The 18057-nt window shown below is 67.7% G+C and carries 19 protein-coding genes; 10 read left to right on the top strand and 9 right to left on the bottom strand.

The features are described from left to right. Positions 1 to 233: 233 nt before the first annotated feature. From ACTG4X_RS28505 to nac, 5 genes are all read right to left on the bottom strand, one after another. A complete protein-coding gene (locus ACTG4X_RS28505) occupies positions 234 to 1217 on the bottom strand; it encodes a biotin-dependent carboxyltransferase family protein (protein WP_440532513.1) in 984 nt (327 codons plus the stop codon). Beyond that, positions 1214 to 1885 (bottom strand): 5-oxoprolinase subunit PxpB, encoded by a 672-nt coding sequence (pxpB, locus tag ACTG4X_RS28510; RefSeq protein ID WP_093179266.1) that lies wholly within the window; start codon positions 1883 to 1885, stop codon positions 1214 to 1216. Before pxpB ends, ACTG4X_RS28505 begins: the two co-directional genes overlap by 4 nt. Continuing rightward, the gene (accC, locus tag ACTG4X_RS28515; protein WP_093057355.1) at positions 1882 to 3234 is read right to left on the bottom strand and encodes an acetyl-CoA carboxylase biotin carboxylase subunit; all 1353 of its coding nucleotides are present in this window, start codon (positions 3232 to 3234) and stop codon (positions 1882 to 1884) included. The genes pxpB and accC overlap by 4 nt, the downstream gene beginning before the upstream one ends. Before the next feature lie 13 nt (positions 3235 to 3247). Next, complete coding sequence (locus ACTG4X_RS28520; RefSeq protein WP_440532514.1) at positions 3248 to 3676, bottom strand: acetyl-CoA carboxylase biotin carboxyl carrier protein; 429 nt, start codon at positions 3674 to 3676, stop codon at positions 3248 to 3250. Between the two features lie 136 nt (positions 3677 to 3812). Continuing rightward, entirely contained in the window at positions 3813 to 4751 is a 939-nt protein-coding gene (nac, locus tag ACTG4X_RS28525; protein ID WP_176928866.1) for a nitrogen assimilation transcriptional regulator NAC, read from the bottom strand. 171 nt (positions 4752 to 4922) lie between these two features. On the opposite strand from nac, the gene ACTG4X_RS28530 reads away from it, so the two are divergent. Next, positions 4923 to 6131, top strand: coding sequence for an aspartate transaminase (locus tag ACTG4X_RS28530; protein ID WP_440532515.1), 1209 nt, complete (start codon positions 4923 to 4925; stop codon positions 6129 to 6131). 30 nt (positions 6132 to 6161) lie between these two features. Next, positions 6162 to 6833 carry an RraA family protein gene (locus ACTG4X_RS28535; protein ID WP_097198134.1) on the top strand — a complete coding sequence of 224 codons (672 nt, stop codon included), beginning with the start codon at positions 6162 to 6164 and terminating at the stop codon, positions 6831 to 6833. Between the two features lie 5 nt (positions 6834 to 6838). Here ACTG4X_RS28535 and ACTG4X_RS28540 read toward each other — a convergent pair whose 3' ends face one another. Continuing rightward, the gene (locus ACTG4X_RS28540) at positions 6839 to 7774 is read right to left on the bottom strand and encodes a LysR family transcriptional regulator (protein ID WP_093077630.1); all 936 of its coding nucleotides are present in this window, start codon (positions 7772 to 7774) and stop codon (positions 6839 to 6841) included. A 108-nt stretch (positions 7775 to 7882) separates the two neighbouring features. On the opposite strand from ACTG4X_RS28540, the gene ACTG4X_RS28545 reads away from it, so the two are divergent. From ACTG4X_RS28545 to ACTG4X_RS28560, 4 genes are read left to right on the top strand one after another with little or no spacing between them, the layout of a single operon-like run. Then, a complete protein-coding gene (locus ACTG4X_RS28545; protein ID WP_440532516.1) occupies positions 7883 to 8821 on the top strand; it encodes a dihydrodipicolinate synthase family protein in 939 nt (312 codons plus the stop codon). A gap of 59 nt (positions 8822 to 8880) precedes the next feature. Beyond that, complete coding sequence (locus tag ACTG4X_RS28550; protein ID WP_440532517.1) at positions 8881 to 9852, top strand: Bug family tripartite tricarboxylate transporter substrate binding protein; 972 nt, start codon at positions 8881 to 8883, stop codon at positions 9850 to 9852. After that, positions 9842 to 10543, top strand: coding sequence for an SDR family NAD(P)-dependent oxidoreductase (locus ACTG4X_RS28555; RefSeq protein WP_440532518.1), 702 nt, complete (start codon positions 9842 to 9844; stop codon positions 10541 to 10543). The genes ACTG4X_RS28550 and ACTG4X_RS28555 overlap by 11 nt, the downstream gene beginning before the upstream one ends. A gap of 35 nt (positions 10544 to 10578) precedes the next feature. Further along, positions 10579 to 11745, top strand: a complete 1167-nt coding sequence (locus ACTG4X_RS28560; protein ID WP_440532519.1) for a mandelate racemase/muconate lactonizing enzyme family protein — start codon at positions 10579 to 10581, stop codon at positions 11743 to 11745. Between the two features lie 12 nt (positions 11746 to 11757). Here the strand turns inward: ACTG4X_RS28560 and ACTG4X_RS28565 are convergent, their stop codons facing one another. Continuing rightward, positions 11758 to 12735 carry a tripartite tricarboxylate transporter substrate-binding protein gene (locus tag ACTG4X_RS28565; RefSeq protein ID WP_093057346.1) on the bottom strand — a complete coding sequence of 326 codons (978 nt, stop codon included), beginning with the start codon at positions 12733 to 12735 and terminating at the stop codon, positions 11758 to 11760. Positions 12736 to 12922: 187 nt separating this feature from the next. On the opposite strand from ACTG4X_RS28565, the gene ACTG4X_RS28570 reads away from it, so the two are divergent. Continuing rightward, complete coding sequence (locus ACTG4X_RS28570; RefSeq protein WP_093057345.1) at positions 12923 to 13471, top strand: MarR family winged helix-turn-helix transcriptional regulator; 549 nt, start codon at positions 12923 to 12925, stop codon at positions 13469 to 13471. Between the two features lies 1 nt (position 13472). Here ACTG4X_RS28570 and ACTG4X_RS28575 read toward each other — a convergent pair whose 3' ends face one another. Further along, the gene (locus tag ACTG4X_RS28575) at positions 13473 to 13820 is read right to left on the bottom strand and encodes a FlxA-like family protein (RefSeq protein WP_440532520.1); all 348 of its coding nucleotides are present in this window, start codon (positions 13818 to 13820) and stop codon (positions 13473 to 13475) included. A gap of 132 nt (positions 13821 to 13952) precedes the next feature. Between ACTG4X_RS28575 and ACTG4X_RS28580 the strand changes: the two genes are divergently transcribed. Further along, complete coding sequence (locus ACTG4X_RS28580; protein ID WP_440532521.1) at positions 13953 to 14399, top strand: universal stress protein; 447 nt, start codon at positions 13953 to 13955, stop codon at positions 14397 to 14399. Here the strand turns inward: ACTG4X_RS28580 and ACTG4X_RS28585 are convergent. Then, positions 14396 to 15328, bottom strand: coding sequence for a LysR substrate-binding domain-containing protein (locus tag ACTG4X_RS28585; RefSeq protein WP_440532522.1), 933 nt, complete (start codon positions 15326 to 15328; stop codon positions 14396 to 14398). The two genes, ACTG4X_RS28580 and ACTG4X_RS28585, sit on opposite strands and share 4 nt — an antisense overlap. A gap of 130 nt (positions 15329 to 15458) precedes the next feature. Between ACTG4X_RS28585 and ACTG4X_RS28590 the strand changes: the two genes are divergently transcribed. Then, positions 15459 to 16454: a tripartite tricarboxylate transporter substrate binding protein gene (locus ACTG4X_RS28590; protein ID WP_440532523.1), complete on the top strand. Its 996-nt coding sequence runs from the start codon at positions 15459 to 15461 to the stop codon at positions 16452 to 16454. Positions 16455 to 16509: 55 nt separating this feature from the next. After that, positions 16510 to 18033: a UxaA family hydrolase gene (locus tag ACTG4X_RS28595; RefSeq protein ID WP_097198127.1), complete on the top strand. Its 1524-nt coding sequence runs from the start codon at positions 16510 to 16512 to the stop codon at positions 18031 to 18033. Positions 18034 to 18057: the final 24 nt, after the last annotated feature.

The following is an 18057-nucleotide window of genomic DNA, read 5'->3' on the forward strand; positions in this document are numbered from 1 at the left end:
CCGCGAATGTCCCCCGGGCTTCGCCCTCCTCCTTTATTTCGCTGCGGGGAGCACCCGGCGCCCTGTGCACGAGGCACGCTGCTGGCGTTCGGCGGATCAACCTGCGCTCAGTCCAACGATCACGTCGATGGGGTGCCTTGCGCAGCGAAATAAAGGAGGAGGCCGCAGGCCGGGGGACATTCGCGGAGCAAGGTACCCCGTCGGCGTGATCGCGCCCCGAACGACAACAACGCTCAAACACGAGGCGCCCCCCGATGCAGTTCCACCACGCGCGCCACCTTGTCGAGCCACGCACGCACTTCGTCGAGCGCGGCCAGCGCCTCGTCCCATGTGGTTTCGATGAAGCGCATGCGGCTGCCGATGGGCGCCTGGCCGAGGCGCCACATGTCGGCCTCGATCACGGTGCCGAACTTGGGGTAGCCGCCCGAAGGCTGGGCGTCGCGCATCTGGATGATGGGCTGCCCGTTGTGCGGCACCTGGATCACGCCGGGCACGATGCCGTGGGAGCGCAGTTCCATCGGTGCAATGGGCCGCAGCGCCTCGCCGTCGAGACGGTAGCCGTAGCGGTCGCTCTGGGAGGTGATTTTCCATTCGCCGGCCCAGAAGGCTTCGCGCGAGGCCGGCTCGAAGGCCAGGTACTCGGCAGCGGGCAGCACACGTACGGTGGCAACGCCATCGCGCTCCAGCGGCAGTGCGAGCGCGGGCGGCACCAGGCCGAACCCGGTGCGGCACGCGTTGCCTGCGTCGGCTGCGCGGAGCACGTCGCCACGGCGCAGTGCGCGCCCTTCATGCCCGCCGAAGGCACCGCGCAGCTGGGTGCTGCGCGAGCCCAGCACCTCGGGCACGTCGATGCCGCCGGCCACGCACAACACTGCGCGGCTGCCGCGCTGCGCACCGCCTTGCGGCAGGCCCAGCGTGAGCACCTGGCCGGCGCGTGCCTGATGTACCCACCAGGGCAGCAGGGGTTGCTCGTCGAGCTTGGCTGCGCAGTCGGCGCCGGTCAGTGCGAAGGCGCAGTCTTCGTCGAAGCGCACCTTGAACGGAAACACCGGCACCTCGATGGCAGCCGCGCCAAGCGCGTTGCCCAGCAGCAGGTTGCCGGCGGCCAGCGCCAGGTTGTCCATGGCGCCCGAGGTGCCGACGCCCCAGCGCAGGCTGCCGGTGCGGCCCAGATCCTGCACGGTGGCGAGCGCGGCGGACGAAAGGATTTCGATCATCGGACGATGCCCTCCACGCGAAAACGGATCATGTCGCCCGGCTGCAGCATGGCGGGCGGATCTTGCGCGGGGTCGAAGAACACCATCGAGGTGCTGCCGATGGTGTTCCAGCCGCTGGGGCCGGCCGATGCCGACACGCCCGTCTGCGCGCCGCCGATCGACACCGCACCGCCCGGGATGCTCAGCACCGGCGTCTTGCGACGCGGCGTGGCAATGCGCGGGTCCATGCCGCCCAGATAGCAGTAGCCGGGATGGCTGCCGAGTGCATACACCGGATAGAGCGGCGCGCTGTGCAGCTCGACGATGGTCTCGACGCTCAGGCCCGTGTGCGCCATCACGTCGGCCATGTGCGGGCCGCCCTCGCCGCCGTAGACCACTGGAAGCTCGACCACGCGGCCTTCGCGCGGCACGGCGGTGGCCGCGCTCCAGGCGTTGCACAGGCGCTCGCACAGCGCATCGAGATGGCGCGGCGCGCGCGTGAAGGTGAGCATCAGGTTGTTCATGCCCGGCACGGCCTCGCGCACTTCGGGCCAGCTCTCGGCTTCGTGCGCCAGGGCCCAGATGCGCTGCTGAGACGGCAGGTTCATGTCGCCGGGCGCTTCGAACAGCAACGCCGTGGTGCCCAGAAGGCTGATGGACGGTTCGGTACGGGATGCCTGTGCGCTCACGCCGCGCTCCTTTGCTGCAGCCAGCGTTCGAGGTGATGGATGTCGACGCCGCCGGCGGCAAAGCCGTCGTCGCGCAGCAGCGCGCGGTGCAGCGGCACGTTGGTGGCAATGCCTTCCACATGCGTCTCGGCCAGCGCCAGGTGCATGCGATCGAGCGCATCGGCGCGGGTGTCGCCGTGCACGATGAGCTTGGCGATCATCGAGTCGTAGTACGGCGGCACACGGTAGCCGGCGCCCGCGTGCGAATCGACGCGCACGCCGAAGCCGCCAGGCACCTGCCAGCCGGTGATGCGGCCAGGCGCGGGCGCGAAGGTGTCGGGGTTCTCGGCATTGATGCGGCACTCGATGGCATGGCCCTGGCAGCGCACGTCGGCCTGTGCCAGCGACAGGCGCTCGCCGAGCGCCATGCGCAGTTGCTGCTGCACGATGTCGATGCCGGTGGTCATCTCGGTCACCGGGTGCTCCACCTGCAGGCGCGTGTTCATCTCGATGAAATAGAACGCGCCCTTCTCGTAGAGAAACTCGAAGGTGCCTACGCCGCAGTAACCGATCTGCCGGCACGCGGCCGCGCAGCGCTCGCCCACCTCGGCCATCAGCGCGTCGTCGATGCCGGGCGCGGGCGCCTCCTCGATCACCTTCTGGTGGCGGCGCTGCAGCGAACAGTCGCGGCTGCCCAGCCACACGGCGTTGCCGTGGCTGTCGGCCAGCACCTGGATCTCGACATGCCGCGGATGCAGCAGGAACTTCTCGATGTAGACCTCGGGGTTGCCAAAGGCCTGGCGCGCTTCTTCGCGTGTGAGCGCCATGGCATCGAGCAGCGCGGCTTCTTCGTGCACCACGCGCATGCCGCGCCCGCCGCCGCCGCCCGCGGCCTTCACGATCACCGGATAGCCGATGTCGCGCGCCAGGGCCAGCACTGCGGCCGGGTCGTCCGGCAGCGCCTCGTCGGGGCCGGGCACGCAGGGCACGCCGGCCTTGCGCATCGCGCGCTTGGCAGAAACCTTGTCGCCCATGGTGCGGATGCAGGCAGCGCTGGGGCCGACGAACACGAGGCCGGCCTGCTCGACACGCGCGGCGAAGCCCGCGTTCTCCGAGAGAAAGCCGTAGCCGGGATGAATGGCCTGCGCGCCGCTCACCTCGGCGGCGAACAGGATGGCGGACTGGTTGAGGTAGCTCAGCCTCGGCGCTGCCGGCCCGATGCACAGCGCCTGGTCGGCCTGCGCGACGTACATCGCGTCGCGGTCGGCCTCGGAGTGCACGACCACCGTTCGCAGGCCGAGGCCCCGGCAGGCGCGCTGGATGCGCAAGGCGATTTCGCCCCGGTTGGCAATGAGCACGGTGTCGAACATCGCGCGTGCCTCCTCATCCGAAGCGGAACAGGGGCTGCCCTGCTTCCACTTCCTGGCCCGAATGCACGAGCACCTGCTGCACGGTGCCTGCACGGTCGGCGCGGACTTCGTTGAACATCTTCATCGCCTCGATCACGCACAGCAGCCGGCCGGCTTCCACGGCCTGCCCCGGTTGCACGAAGGGCGGCTCGCCGGGCGCGGGTTGCAGGTGCACCACGCCGAACAACGGTGCAAGGCACTCGGTGCTGGCAACCGCCGTTGTTTCTTCCAAAGCCTGTCGCGGAGCCTTGCGTGCAGCGGACGGGCTTCGCACGGCAGTTGCGACGCCCAGCGCCGACAGCTTCACCAGCCGCAGCGTGCTGCCGTTCTCGCTGTACTCCAGTTCCGCCAGGTCCGATGCGGCCAAAGCGTCGATGAGCGTCTTGATCTGTTCCTGCTTCATGCCGATGGCTGTGATGGCCGACGCATTCCGCGAACGCGTGACGGCATGCATGAAAGGTAACGGGCCGCGGGCCCGAAGCCAAAGACGGATTGGCTGTGCCGGGATAAGGGCGCCTTATGACGGGCGGCCCATCAGTTCAAGACAAGGCGGCGAGCTCGGGTTCAGGCGTCGATGCGACGGTGCGGGCCAAGTCGACCACGAGTTCGAGCAGGATGTCTTTCACCGCCTGCGCGGGCTCGGACAGCGGCAGGTGGTCGGACTGGCACAGCGCCAGCGGCGCCTCGATGACCGGGTCGACGATGGGGAATTGCCAGGCCCCGCAGCTCGCGACCACCTCGCGCGCCATCGACGCCGGCAGAATGGTGGCGCCCAGCCCATCGGCAATGGCCGCCGTGAGGGTAAAGGCCGATTCGATCTCCGCCACCACGCGCGGCACCATGCCCGCGCGCACGAAGGCCGCATCCACCAGCTTGCGCACCACGTTGTACGGGCGCGGCAGAAAGAGTTCGATGTCGCGCAGGTCGGCCAGCTTCACCGGCTGCGAGGGCGCCGGCATCGATGCGGGGCCGACCAGGAACAGCGGCTCCTTGAGCAGCGGCAAGAACGTGAGCCCGTGAATCGCCTTGTCGCCATAGAGCACGGCCAGGTCCATGCGGCCGTTCATGATGAGCTCGCTCAGCGTAGTGCCGTAGTTCTCGTTCAGGTAGAGCAGGATGCCCGGGTGGCGCGCACGCACGGTGCGCAGCAGCGGCAAAGAGAGTGCCGAGGCCGCCGTGCCGGGCGCGAGCCCCACGGAAACCTGACCGGAGAGCCCTTCGCCCGCAGCCTCCATGTCGACGCGGGCCTGCTCGCACTGGCGCAGGATGATCTGCGCATGGCGGTACAGCACCTTGCCGGCTTCGGTGGGCGTCACGCCGCGCTTGGTGCGCACCAGCAGTTGCTGGCGCACTTCGCCCTCGAGCGTGGCCAGTTGCTGGCTCAGCGCGGGCTGGGCGATGAAAAGGACCTCGGCGGCCTGGGTCAGGCTGCCGATGTCCACGATCTTCACGAAATATTTGAGGCGTCGCAGGTTCACGCCTTGTCCCCAAGCAAAAGCCAAGCCTAGCACCGGCCCTGCACAGCCGGTATCAGGGCTCACCATAAGCTGCGCCTATACAACCAGTGAAAAGTCGTCTTGGCCTCGGCTGTTCGATGTGCGTACCGTTCGGTCCATGCAAGCCTCTGCACAGCAAGAACAGGAAGTCATGTGACCACGTCCCGCATTGCCGCCCGCGTGCGGCGCATCAAGCCCTCGCCCAGCACCTCGGCCGCCGACCGCGCCAACGAACTGCGCAGGCAGGGCAAGTCGATCATAAATCTCGTAGTGGGCGAGCCCGACTTCGACACACCGCCTCACATCCGCCAGGCCGCGGCCGCCGCCATCGAGCGCGGCGCCACGCGCTACACGCTGATGGCGGGCACGGTGGAGCTGCGCGAAGCCATCGTCGCCAAGCTCGAACGCGAGAACGGCCTGCGTTATGCGATGAACGAGATCATCGCCACCAGCGGCGCGAAGAGCGCGATCTACAACGCCTTTGCGATCACGCTGGAGCCGGGCGACGAGGTGATCATTCCCGCACCCTACTGGGTGTCGTACCCCGACATGGTGCTCGCCTGCGAGGGCACGCCCGTTACCGTGGCCTGCCCCGAATCCCAGGGCTTCAAGCTCGCGCCCGCGCAGCTCGAGGCCGCCATCACGCCACGCACGCGCTGGCTGCTGATCAATTCGCCGAGCAACCCGACCGGTGCGAGCTACACGGCCGCCGAATACCGCGCGCTGGCCGAAGTGCTGGAACGCCATCCGCACGTGATGGTGATGACCGACGAGATCTACGAGCACATCCGCTTCGACGGTGAGGCGACGCCGCACCTCCTCGTGGAGGCGCCCGCGCTGCGCGATCGCACGCTGATAGTGAACGGCGTCTCCAAGACCTATGCGATGACCGGCTGGCGCATCGGCTATGCGGCCGGCCCGGTGGACCTGATCAAGGCGCTGGACACGCTGCTGTCGCAGTCCACCGGCAACTGCTGCTCGGTGAGCCAGGCGGCCGCGGCTGCTGCATTGAATGGCGACCAGGGCTTCGTGGCCGAGAGCGTGGCCGTGTACAAGCAGCGGCGCGATCGCACGCTGGCGCTCATCAACGACATTCCCGGCCTCAGCTGCGCCACGCCGCCCGGTGCCTTCTACCTGTACATCAACTGCGGCGGCCTCATCGGCAAGACCACGCCCGAAGGCAAGCGCCTGAACGAGGACGGCGACGTGGTGATGTACCTGCTCGAAAGCGAAGGCGTTGCCGTGGTCGCGGGCACCGCGTACGGCCTGTCGCCCTACTTCCGTCTTTCCATTGCCACGTCGATCGAGACGCTGGAAGAAGGCTGCACGCGCATCGCCCGTGCAGTGGCCGCACTGCGCTGACGCGCGCCGAAGAACTCACAAGGACCAGTCATGCCCTACAAAGCCATCCGCAAGAACCCGTCGGCCCCGCAAGTGGCGCCGGCCATCATCGCCGCGCTGCAGGACATTCCGGTGGCCGCGCTCAGCGACAACCTGCACCGCAACATCGGTAGCGTCGGCCTGCAGCCCTACCACCGCCCCGGACACAAGACCATGGCGGGCACGGCAGTCACCGTGAAGACGCGCGGCGGCGACAACCTCACGCCGATGCGCGCCTTCGAGTTCTGCCGGCCCGGCGACGTGCTGGTGATCGACGCGGGCGGCGACATCACCAACGCCGTGATCGGCGGCATCCTGTCGTTCTATACCGCGACCATCGGTACCGCGGGCCTGGTGCTCGACGGCGCCATCCGCGACGTGGCCGAGATCCGCGAGCGCGACTACCCGGTGTACGCGCGCGGCGTGAACCATCGCGGCCCGTACAAGGACGGCCCCGGCGAGATCAACGTGCCGGTGTCGGTCGGCGGCATGATCGTGAACCCGGGCGACATCGTGGTGGGCGACCAGGACGGGCTGCTGGCCTTCTCGCCCGACGAGGCCGAGTTGCTGATCGAGAAGGCTCGCGCGCACCTGGAGACGGAAGCGCGCACGATCCAGGCGATGAAGGAAGGACGCTGGGACCGCTCGTTCCTCGATGCTCTCGAGGCACGCTGCGCCAATTGAAGCGGTCAGGCGCCTGAGGCGCCGCCGCTGACCAGCGCCCACAGCGCTTCCGCCACCGGCGCCATGTGCGCCTGCTGGCGGTACAGCCGGATGTCCACCGGCACGCGCCAGCCGCCCGCGCCGGCGTCGACCAGCGTGCCGCTGCGCAGGTCTTCGGCCACCAGGCTCATCGGCAGCCATGCGAGGCCACGGCCTTCGAGTGCCATGGTGCGCAGCAGCGCGGCATGGTGGGCCGTGAAGACGATCGACAGCGACGCGGCGAAGTCCTTGCCGAATTCGCTGTCCTGCATGGCCCGCATGATCCGGCCCAGTCCCGAGGCATCGCTGTAGGCCAGCACGGAAGGCGACTGGCCTGCGCCCAGCACATGCAGCGGAGCGCCGTTTGCATCGGGCGCGCTCACGGGCACCAGCACGTCTTCGCTCAATCGCTGAACGGGGTAGCCGGTGTCGTCGAGTCGCCCCGGTGCGCCTGCGTGTCCGTGGCACAGCACGAACTGCACGCGGCGCTGCAGCATCAGGTCTTCGCAGGCGTACGAGCTGTCGGAAACGGTCTGGATCGGGCCCATGCTCAGGCGCGACTCCACGCTGCCCAGCCAGCGCGGGAAGAAGGTGAGCGACAGCACGTGCGTGGCGGCGAAGCTCAGGCTGGCGGCGTCCAGGTCGTGCGCGGCGCGGGCCTTGATGCGGGCGGCTTCGAGGCCCGCGAGCACTTCCTGCAGCAGGGGCTGAAAGCGCTTGCCCGCCGCCGTGAGCGCGGTCGGGTGCCCACTGCGGTCGAACAGGTCGACGCCCACCCACTCCTCCAGCGATCGGATATGGCGGCTGAAGGCGGGCTGCGCGATGGAGCGCGCCTGCGCGGCACGCGAGAAATTGCCGGACTCGGCCAGGGCCAGGAAATCTTCCAGCCATTCGAGGTCGAGGGGTCGGTTGCCGGGGCCCATGCGCAGCGCAGTTGAATAGTTGTATGCAATTCGAGTATTGGACGGCTCGCGCCCCGCCGGCAAAAGATGCACCCATTCCTGCACCTTGAACCACAACGGAGACACAGCATGCCTTCCATCGCGAATTATCGCGGGATCATCCCCGCCATTTCCTGCCCCTTCACGGCCGACCACCGCATCGACGAGCCGGCGCTGCGCAAGCTGGCCTCGTGGCTGGCCGGCCATGACGGCGTGGTGGCGATCATGACCAATGGCCACACCGGCGAAGTGTTTTCGCTGACGCCCTCTGAACGCGCCGAGGTGACGCGCATCGTGGCCGACGAGCTGCGCGGCCGCACTCCGGTGATTTCGTCGATCGTGTGCGAAGGCCTGGCCGAGGCTGCCGAGCATGCACGCGCCGCGCAGGCTGCCGGCGCGGTGGCGCTCGACGTGATGCCGCCGCACCACTGGCTGCGCTTCGGTTTCACGCCCGGCCATGCGCTGCAGTATTTCGAGGCCATCCACCGCGCCGCGCCGGAACTGGACCTGGTCTGCCACGTGTATCCGGCCTGGACGCGCGCCTCTTACTCGTCGCAGCTGCTGGCCGAGCTGGCGCGCCTGCCCTACCTGCAGGCCTTCAAGGTAGGCCAGCGCGACATGAACAAGTACGCCCGCGACATCCAGGCGATCCGCGAGGCCGATGCATCGAAGGCCATCCTGACCTGCCACGACGAGTACCTGCTGGCCTCGATGGTGCAGGGCGTGGACGGCGCGCTGGTCGGCTTCGCGACCTTCATTCCGCAATTGATCATCGACCTGTGGAACGCGGTGAAGGCCGGCGATCTGAAGAAGGCGATGGCGGTGCAGGCGCTCATCACGCCGCTGAAAGACGCGGTGTACGGCGGCGGCGAGCCGACCGGCGAGGCGCACGCGCGCATGAAGGGCGGCATGTTCCTGGCCGGCGTGCTCGATAACGCCACCGTGCGCCCGCCGACCGAAGCGCCGAATGCGCACGAGATGGATGCGCTGCACGCCGCCGTGCAGCAGGCCGGCCTGTCGAAGCGCTGAGCCCACGGGGCCGCGACACCCGCGATGCCCCGATGAAAAACCACAAGGAGACAAGAGACATGCAACGCAACCATTTCCTGCGAGCCACGCTGGCCGCCCTCGCGCTGGCCGCGGCATCCACCGCCGGCTTCGCCCAGACCTGGCCCAGCCGCCCGGTGCGCATGGTGATTCCGTTTCCGCCCGGCGGCACGCTCGACACCATCGGCCGCCTGCTGGCGCAGAAGCTCGGCGAGCAGACGGGCCAGAGCTTCATCGTGGAGAACCGCGCGGGCGGCAACGGCGTCATCGGCGCCGACGTGGTGTCGAAGGCGCCGGCCGACGGCTATACGCTGCTGTTCAACGCCTCGACCTTCACGACGGCGCCGATGACCATGAAGGCCGTGCCCTACGAAGTGGTGAAAGACTTCACCCCCGTGGCCCTGGTGGCCAAGGCGCCGCTGTCGGTGGCCGTCAACAAGAACCTGCCGGTGACGGACGTGAAGTCGCTCATCGCGTACGCCAAGGCGCACCCGGGCAAGATGACCTTCGCGGTGGGCTCCATCGGATCGGCGGGCCATCTATCGACCGAACTGCTCAAGCGTGCGGGCGGCGGGCTCGACTATTTGATCGTGCCGTACAAGGGCACGGCGCCCGCGTTCCAGGACCTGATCGGCGGGCAGATCGACGGCTTCATCGACCCCATCCTCGGCTCGCTGCAGTATCACAAGAGCGGCATGGTGAAGGTGATTGCCGTGACCTCGGCCACGCGCGCCACCAGCCTGCCTAACGTGCCCACGGTGGGCGAAAGCATTCCGGGCTACGAGTTCTACAGCTGGTATGGCCTGTGGGGGCCGGCGAAGCTGCCGGCCGCCGTCACGCAGCGGCTGAACGCCGAGGTCAACAAGGCACTGGGCACCGACATGCGCGAGACGCTGGGTGCGCAGGGCCTGCTGCTGACACCGGGCAGCGTCGAGGACTTCGCGAAGTTCCAGGCCGAGGACATGGCGCGCTCGAAGAAGATCATCGTGGAGGGCAACATCCATGTCGAATGAAGCTGCCCCGCATGCAGTGGTGACGGGCAGCAGCGGCGGCATCGGCCGTGCCATTGCGTCGCAGTTGCTCGAAGCGGGTTGGCGCGTGAGCGGGCTCGACCTGGCCGCGCCCACGTTGTCTCACGCGGGCTTCGTGCATGTAGCCGTCGACCTGTGCGATGCCGATGCCATCGCGCGCACAGCCGCCGCGCTTCAGAACGCCGATGCGCTGGTGCACGCAGCCGGCGTGCTGCGAGTCGGCCCGCTGGGTTCACTCGACCACGCGAGCGGCGAACTCATGTGGCGCCTGCACGTCGACGCGGCCACGCGGCTGGCCGACGCCCTCGTGCCCGCGATGGCCGCGCGCGGACACGGCCGCGTCGTGTTCGTCGGCAGCCGCGTCGCACAGGGCTTGCCCGGTCGCGGCCAGTACGCCGCGACCAAGGCGGCGCTGATCGCGCTCGCGCGCAGCTGGGCCGCGGAGGTCGCGGCCCAGGGCGTGACCGTCAACGTGGTGTCGCCCGGTGCCACGCAGACCTCGATGCTGCAGGACCCGGCCCGCGCGGGCAGTGCACCGCGCATGCCGCCCATCGGCCGGCTGATACAGCCCGAGGAAATCGCCGCGCTCGTGGGCTTTCTTCTGTCGCCGCCGGCGGCGGCCATCACGGGACAGGACGTCGCCATCTGCGGCGGCTCGTCGCTGCACCGCTGAACGTCTTTTGCTTTCTCCATCCCCCGAACCCGACCATGAAAATCGTCAACATCCTTGAATCCACCCGTCCCATCAAGTCGGACATCCGCAACGCCTACATCGACTTCTCGAAGATGACCCTGAGCCTCGTGGCCGTGGTCACCGACGTGATCCGCGACGGCAAGCCCGTCATCGGCTACGGCTTCAACTCCAACGGCCGCTACGGCCAGGGCGGGCTGATCCGCGAGCGCTTCCTGCCGCGCCTGCTCGAAGCCGAGCCCGCGTCGCTGCTCGACGAAACCGGCGGGAACCTCGATCCGCACAAGATCTGGGCCCGCATGATGATCAACGAGAAGCCCGGCGGCCACGGCGAGCGCTCGGTGGCCGTGGGCACCATCGACATGGCGGTGTGGGACGCCACCGCCAAGATCGCGGGCCAGCCGCTCTACCAGCTGCTGGCCGAGCGCTACGGCAACGGCACGCCGAACCCGCGCGTGTTCGTCTACGCAGCGGGCGGCTACTACTACCCCGGCAAGGGCGTGGAAGGCCTGCAGCGCGAGATGACCAGCTACCTGGAGCGCGGCTACTCGGTGGTGAAGATGAAGATCGGCGGCGCCACGCTCGCTGAAGACTGCGAGCGCATCGAATCTGTGCTGAAGATCCTCGGCCCCGGCCAGCAACTCGCGGTGGATGCCAATGGCCGCTTCGACCTGAAGACCGCTGTCGACTACGGCCGCGCGCTGTCGCAGTACCCGCTGTTCTGGTACGAGGAAGCCGGCGATCCGCTCGACTACGAGCTGCAGGCGAAGCTCGGCGAGGTGTACGCCGGCCCCATGGCCACGGGCGAGAACCTGTTCTCGATGCAGGACGCGCGCAACCTCATCCGCCATGGCAGCATGCGGCCGGACCGCGACTGGCTGCAGTTCGACTGCGCGCTGAGCTACGGGCTGGTGGAGTACCTGCGCACGCTCGACATGCTGAAGGCGCACGGCTGGTCGCCCTCGCGCTGCATTCCGCACGGCGGCCACCAGATGTCGCTCGCCATTGCGGCCGGCCTCGGGCTCGGCGGCAACGAGAGCTACCCCGACCTGTTCCAGCCCTACGGCGGCTTCCCCGATGGCGTGAAGGTGGACAACGGCTACGTCACGCTGCCGCCGCTGCCGGGCATCGGCTTCGAGGGCAAGGCCGATCTCATTGCGGAGATGCGGGCGCTTGCGAGCTGACGAAAGAAAGTCTCAGGGCTGGAAGCCGGAGCGCCGAACCACTGGCTCCCACTGCGCGCGAAAGGCCTTCAGCATCTGAGCCGTCTCGGCCGCATTGCTGATCACGGGCGTGATGTATAGCGCGTCGGCCGCCTTCTGCAGGCCCGGGTCTTTCATGACGTCGCGGATCGCATTGGCCAGCAGCTGCACCTTGGCGTTCGGCATGGTGCTAGGCGCGAAGAAGGTGTTCCAGCCGTCGGCATCGATCTTCATGCCGGCCTCGCGGAAGATGGGAATGTTGGGCGCGAAGCTCGCGCGCTTCTTGCCCGAGGTGGCCAGGATGCGGATCTTGCCGGCCACGTGCTGGGGATAGAGCGAATCGAGCGTGTCGATGGCAATGGGCAGGCTGCCGCCGCTCAGGTCGGCCGCCAGGGGCGCCGAGCCGCCGTAGCCCTTGATCTGCGGCTGCACGCTCAGCGCATCGCCCACCATCAGGCCGAAGAAGTGAGGCAGGCTGCCAGTGGCGGGCACGCCGAAAATCGCCTCTTCCGGATGCGCCCACAGCCGGCTGACGAGGAACATCGCGCGGTCGAGCTGGAGCTTGTTGCCGACCGCCAGCGCAAAGTCGTAGCTGCTGACTTGCGACACGGGCACGAAGTCCTTGTCAGGGTCATAGCCCGCGTCCTTGAAGACCAGCGGCGCGACCACCATCACGGCGGGGTTGCCGAGCATCAGCACGTTCTGCCCGGCGGGGGCGCGCTTTACTTCCTTGGCCGCGAGCCGGCCGCCCTCGCCCGGACGATTTTCCACGCTCACCTGAACGCCGAGCTTGGGCGTCAGCCGCTCGGCGATCAGGCGCGCGATGCGGTCGGTGCTGCCGCCCGGCGCATAGCCGACCACGAGGGTGAGCGGCCCGCCGTCCAGCGCCTGGGCGTGGACCATGGGAGCGCAAGCGGCCAGGGCAATGCCCCACGCCATGATGAGCTTGCGCCTGGAAAGGAATGCGGGCATCGGATCTCCTGCGAGCGGTTGTCGTGAACGGGGCGCGCGAGTTTTCACGGCGAAAATCGCGCGCCAAGACTGTTTCCGTTCGTTCAAATTTGTTACCGGTTTATACGTATGGGCAAACAGTTGATCTAATCAACTACCAGTGCTCCGAGGCGGGCGAACCACACTCCCCATCCCATTTTTCATACGTATGCAACAAGCTTTTCCCGATGCAGCAGCGTTGCGCGCGCCCCGTTCCCTGAACGACCTGCTGCTGTACCGCCTGGCACGAGCCATGCGCTCGGGCAACGGCATGGCGACCCGCCTGGTCGAAGGAGGCTTCGGCATCACGCGCCGCGAGTGGGGAATGATCGCCACGCTGGCGCAGGAGGGCGAGATGACTGCGTCGACGCTGGCCACGCACCTGCACCTGGACCGCGTGCGCACTTCGCGCGGACTGCGCAGCCTGGTCGAGAAGAAGCTGGTGGTGCGGCGACAGGACGCTCAGGACCGCCGCGAAGTGCACGTGCGGCTGAGCGCTTCAGGCCAGCAGTTGTTCGGCAGGCTGTTTCCCCGGATCGCGGGGCTGAACACCGAATTGCTCGAAGGCATCGAGCCTGCGGATCTCGATGTCTTTCTTCGCTGCCTGCAGCACCTGGAGCAACGCGGAGAGCAGTTGCTCGTGCAGGGCGTTGTCATGGAGAAGGCGGACCGGCGCTCGGGGGGCACGCGGCACCGGTGGCCGGAACGCGGAGGCTGAGTCAGGCCTTCACGTCCAGCATGCTGCCGATCGAAGTGCTACCAGCATTGGCGCGCTGCGATGTGCTGCTGCTGCCGCTCTCTTCCATTGAAGCCATCGCGCTCTTTTGAACGCTGGCCGTGCGCAGCGCGCTCATCTGCTGCTGCAGCATGGCAAGCCGGGCCGCCAGCGCTTCGAGCTGCAGCCGGATCGCATCGCGCGCCTCGCCCTCGGGCGTGCCGAGCAGTTGGCCCTGTGTTTCCGCGATCTGCTTCTGCGTTGCCGTCATCTGGCGCTGGATCTTCGCGAGCTCGGCGTTGACGTCGCCCCCGCTTCTGGTGCTGCCGGTCGCAGCGATGGCATTCAGCATCTGGGTCCCCTGTTGTGTCCTCAAGAGGGTTATCGGCAGTCCAGGCGAAAAATGAAGGGCCTTGCATGACCGCAATCGCGAACTAGACTGAACATGAGGGCACCCGCGGTGCCGGGGGCCAAGGAGCCTGCCATGTACAAGCGTGTTCTTGTCGCAACCGACGGCTCCGCGCTGTCGGAGCAAGCGGTCAACGCCGCCATCGACCTGACCCTGTTGACCAACGCGGAACTGGTGAGCGTCACCGTCGCGCACATCGAGCCGGTCGGCTACTTCGAAGGCTCGATGATGCTGAGCCAGCGGGACATCCAGGCCTCCCAGGAGCATACGGACCGCGCCGCGCAGCAACTGGTCGACAAGGTCGTGGCCACTGCGGTCGCCAAGGGCGTCCGCAATCCGCAGGCCATCGTCATGAAGTCGAACCAGGTGGCCGAGGCCATCATCACGACCGCGAAGAACCAGCAGTGCGACCTGATCGTGATGGCCTCGCACGGACGGCGCAGCCTGGCGCGCCTGCTGATGGGCAGCGAGACGCTGCACGTGCTGACGCACTCGCACATTCCGGTGCTGGTGCTGCGCTAACGCGGCGGCGCAACCTTTCGCAGGCATTCCATAAGTAGCTGACTGGCGGGCGTCTGCGAACGCCCCCGCAGCGTGATGATGCCCACCGGCGGAAGCTCGATCGGCACGTTGATCTTCAGGATGCACAGCTGCCCCTGCTTCGCGAAGTGCCGTGCGACGCTTCGCGCGAGGAACCCCACGGCCGGCCGCTCATGCATGACGGACAGCGTGACAAGAAACGACGCTGTCTCGACGATGTCCGCCGGCGGCACGAGGCGGTGCTTGTAGAACATCTGGGCCAGCTTCGAGCGCGATGAAGCCCACGGCGGGGGCACCACCCAGGGCAGCTCGGCGAGCATCTTCCAGCTTGGCCTGGGAGCCTCCGCCAACGGGTGGCCGGGGCTCACCACGATGCACATCGGCTCTGTGTAGAGGGCTTCGGTCTCCAGGTCCGGCGAGGCATAGCCGGGCTCCAGCCGGCCGACGATCAGGTCGAGTTCGCCCACGCGCAGACGAGGCAGCAGCCGCGTGAGATCGCCCTCTTCCACCATCACGGTGGTCAGTGCCGACTGCTTCTTGAGCTGCTGGATGGCCTTGACGAGCAGGCTCGGCGTGGCCACCACCATCGCGCCCACGCTGGTGCGGCCTGCGCCGCCGCTGGCTACGGCGTCGATCTCGTCGCGCGTGCGCTGGTAGTCGGCCAGCACCGAGCGCGCAAAGCGCACCACCGTGACGCCGAAGGGCGTGGGCTCGGTGCCGCGCGTGGAGCGCGTGAACAGTTTCAGATCGAACATGCGCTCGATCTCTGCCAGCATCTTCGAAACGGCCGGCTGCGTGATCGAAAGAAACTCCGAGACCCGCCCCAGGTGGCGAAACTCGTCCAGCGCCACCAGCAGTTGCAGATGACGCAGCTTGAGGTTGGAACGAAGAACGCGGTCGATCTGGCTCATGGCGCTTTGAGCGGGCTTTCTTCTTCATAACCTGGAGCTCATGAAGAGAGTCCGCTATTTCATTGGATGGCAATGATTGTCTCCGGAAGAATCCGCTGTGCTTGCCGAACAACGATTTCTGGAGACAACGATGAAAACCCCTCGCAACATGGCGCGGCGCCAGCTCGTGCTGGGCGGCCTCGGCGCCGCAGCTCTCGCCACCGCCCCCGCTCTCGCGCTGGCCGCCGACTACCCCGAACGCCCCCTCACGTTCATCTGCCCGTGGCCCGCAGGCGGCACGGCCGACCGGTCGATGCGCATCATCTGCCAGATCGCCGCACGCGAACTCGGGCAGCCCATTGCGCTGGAGAACCGCGCAGGTGCCTCGGGAATGATCGGCACCAAGGCGCTGGCCTCGGCGCGGCCCGACGGCTACACGATCGGCCAGATACCGATTTCGGTCACGCGCTTCTCCCAGATCGGCACGGTGCAGCTCGATCCACTGAAAGACCTCACCTACCTCGCGCGCACTTCGGGCCAGACCTTCGGCATCGCGGTGCCGGCACGCTCGCCGTTCAAGTCGCTGCGCGACGCCGTGACGCAGGCCAAGGCCCATCCCGGCACCGTCACCTACGCACACGCCGGTATCGGCGGCGCAACGCACGTGGGCATGGAGCAGTTCGCGCAGGCCGCCGGCGTGAAGTTCAACGCCATCGCCTACAAGGGCGGCTCGGCCGCACTGCAGGACGTGCTGGGCGAACAGGTCGACATGCTGGCCGACAGCAGTTCGTGGGCGCCGCACGTCGAAAGCGGCAAGCTGCGCCTGCTCGCCACCTGGGGCGAGGCGCGCACGCCGCGCTTCAAGGACACGCCCACGCTCAAGGAGCTCGGCTTCGACGTGGTGGTGGAAGCGCCCAACGGCATCGGTGCGCCCAAGGGCCTGCCTGCCGCAGTCGAAAAGCGGCTGCGCGATGCGTTCCGCACGGCCGTCAACAGCGAAGAGTTCCGCAAGGTGGCGGAAAGCATCGATGCGCCGGTCATGTACCAGGACGGCCCCGAATACCAGAAGTACGTGCAGACCGTGTACCGGCAAGAGACCGACCTGATCCGCAAGCTCAACCTCAAGGAGCTGATGGAAAAGGGCTGATGAAGCCCTCGCCCACCGGCATCCGAACCTGCTCGAAGCAACCCCACGCCACGCCATGAACGACAGTCCCCTGCTTCGCCTGCACTCGAACGACAACGTGCTGGTCGCCAAGAGCGCCATTGCCCTGGGCGAAACGATCGCCGAGTTCGGTGTGCGCGCCAGGGCGCAGATTCCCGCCGGCCACAAGATCGCGTCGCGCGCCATCGCGGCCGGCGAGGAAGTGAAGAAGTACGACACGGTGATCGGCGTGGCCTCGCGCGACCTGCAGGCCGGCGACTACGTGCACAGCCACAACCTCACGCTGGTCGACAGCTACCGCGACCCGGCCTTCTGCCAGGACGTGCGCCCGGTGGATTTCGTGCCGGTTGCCGAACGCGCGACCTTCATGGGCTTCGAGCGGCCCGGCGGCGGCGTCGGCACGCGCAACTTCATCGGCATCCTGTCGTCGGTGAACTGCTCGGCCACGGTCATCAAGCGCATCGCCGCGCACTTCACGCCCGAGCGCATGGCCGCCTTTCCCAACGTGGACGGCGTGGCCGCCTTCGCGCAGACCAGCGGCTGCGGCATGTCGTCGCCGAGCGAGCATTTCGACGTGCTGCGCCGCACGCTGGCGGGCTATGCGCGCCACCCGAACCTGGCCGGCGTGCTGATCGTCGGCCTGGGCTGCGAACGCAACCAGGTCGATGCGCTGGTCGATTCGCAAGGGCTCGAAACGGGCCGCCTGATGCGCACGCTGGTAATGCAGGAAGTGGGCGGCACGCGAGTGACCATCGAGGCCGGCATCCGCGCGATCGAGGAGATGCTGCCCGAGGCCAATGCCGCACGGCGCACGCGCGTCGGCGCGCACCACCTGAAGATAGGGCTCGAATGCGGCGGCTCCGACGGCTTCTCGGCCATCACCGCCAACCCCGCGCTCGGCGCGGCGATGGACGTGCTGGTGCGCCACGGCGGCACGGCCATCCTGTCGGAAACGCCCGAGATCCACGGCGTGGAATTCATGCTCACGCGCCGCGCCGTAACACCCGAGGTCGGGCAGAAGCTGCTCGACCGGCTGGCCTGGTGGGAGCGCTACGCGGCCGGCCAGAACGCACAGTTCAACGGCGTGGTGGGCCATGGCAACCAGGCCGGCGGCCTGGCCAACATCTTCGAGAAATCGCTGGGCTCTGCGATGAAGGGCGGCACCACGCCGCTTCGCGCGGTGTACGAATACGCCGAACCCATCGACGAGCCTGGCTTCGTCTTCATGGACTCGCCGGGCTATGACCCGGTGGCCGCAACGGGGCAGATCGCCAGCGGCGCGCAGTTGATCTGCTTCACCACCGGACGCGGCTCGATGTTCGGCAGCAAGCCCGCGCCGACGATCAAGCTCGCGAGCAACACGCCGATGTTTCGCCGCCTGGAGGAAGACATGGACATCAACTGCGGCGTGGTGATCGACGGCGAACTCTCCGTGCCCGAACTGGGCCAGCAGATCTTCGAGCAGATCCTGCGCCACGCTTCGGGCGAGCCGACCAAGAGCGAGACGCTCGGACTGGGCGACCACGAGTTCGTGCCCTGGCACCTGGGCATCGTGAGCTGACCGCCTTCTTTTCTCCTTTCTCCT

The sequence above is a fragment of the Variovorax sp. YR566 genome, from assembly GCF_051992195.1.
GTDB lineage: Bacteria > Pseudomonadota > Gammaproteobacteria > Burkholderiales > Burkholderiaceae_C > Variovorax.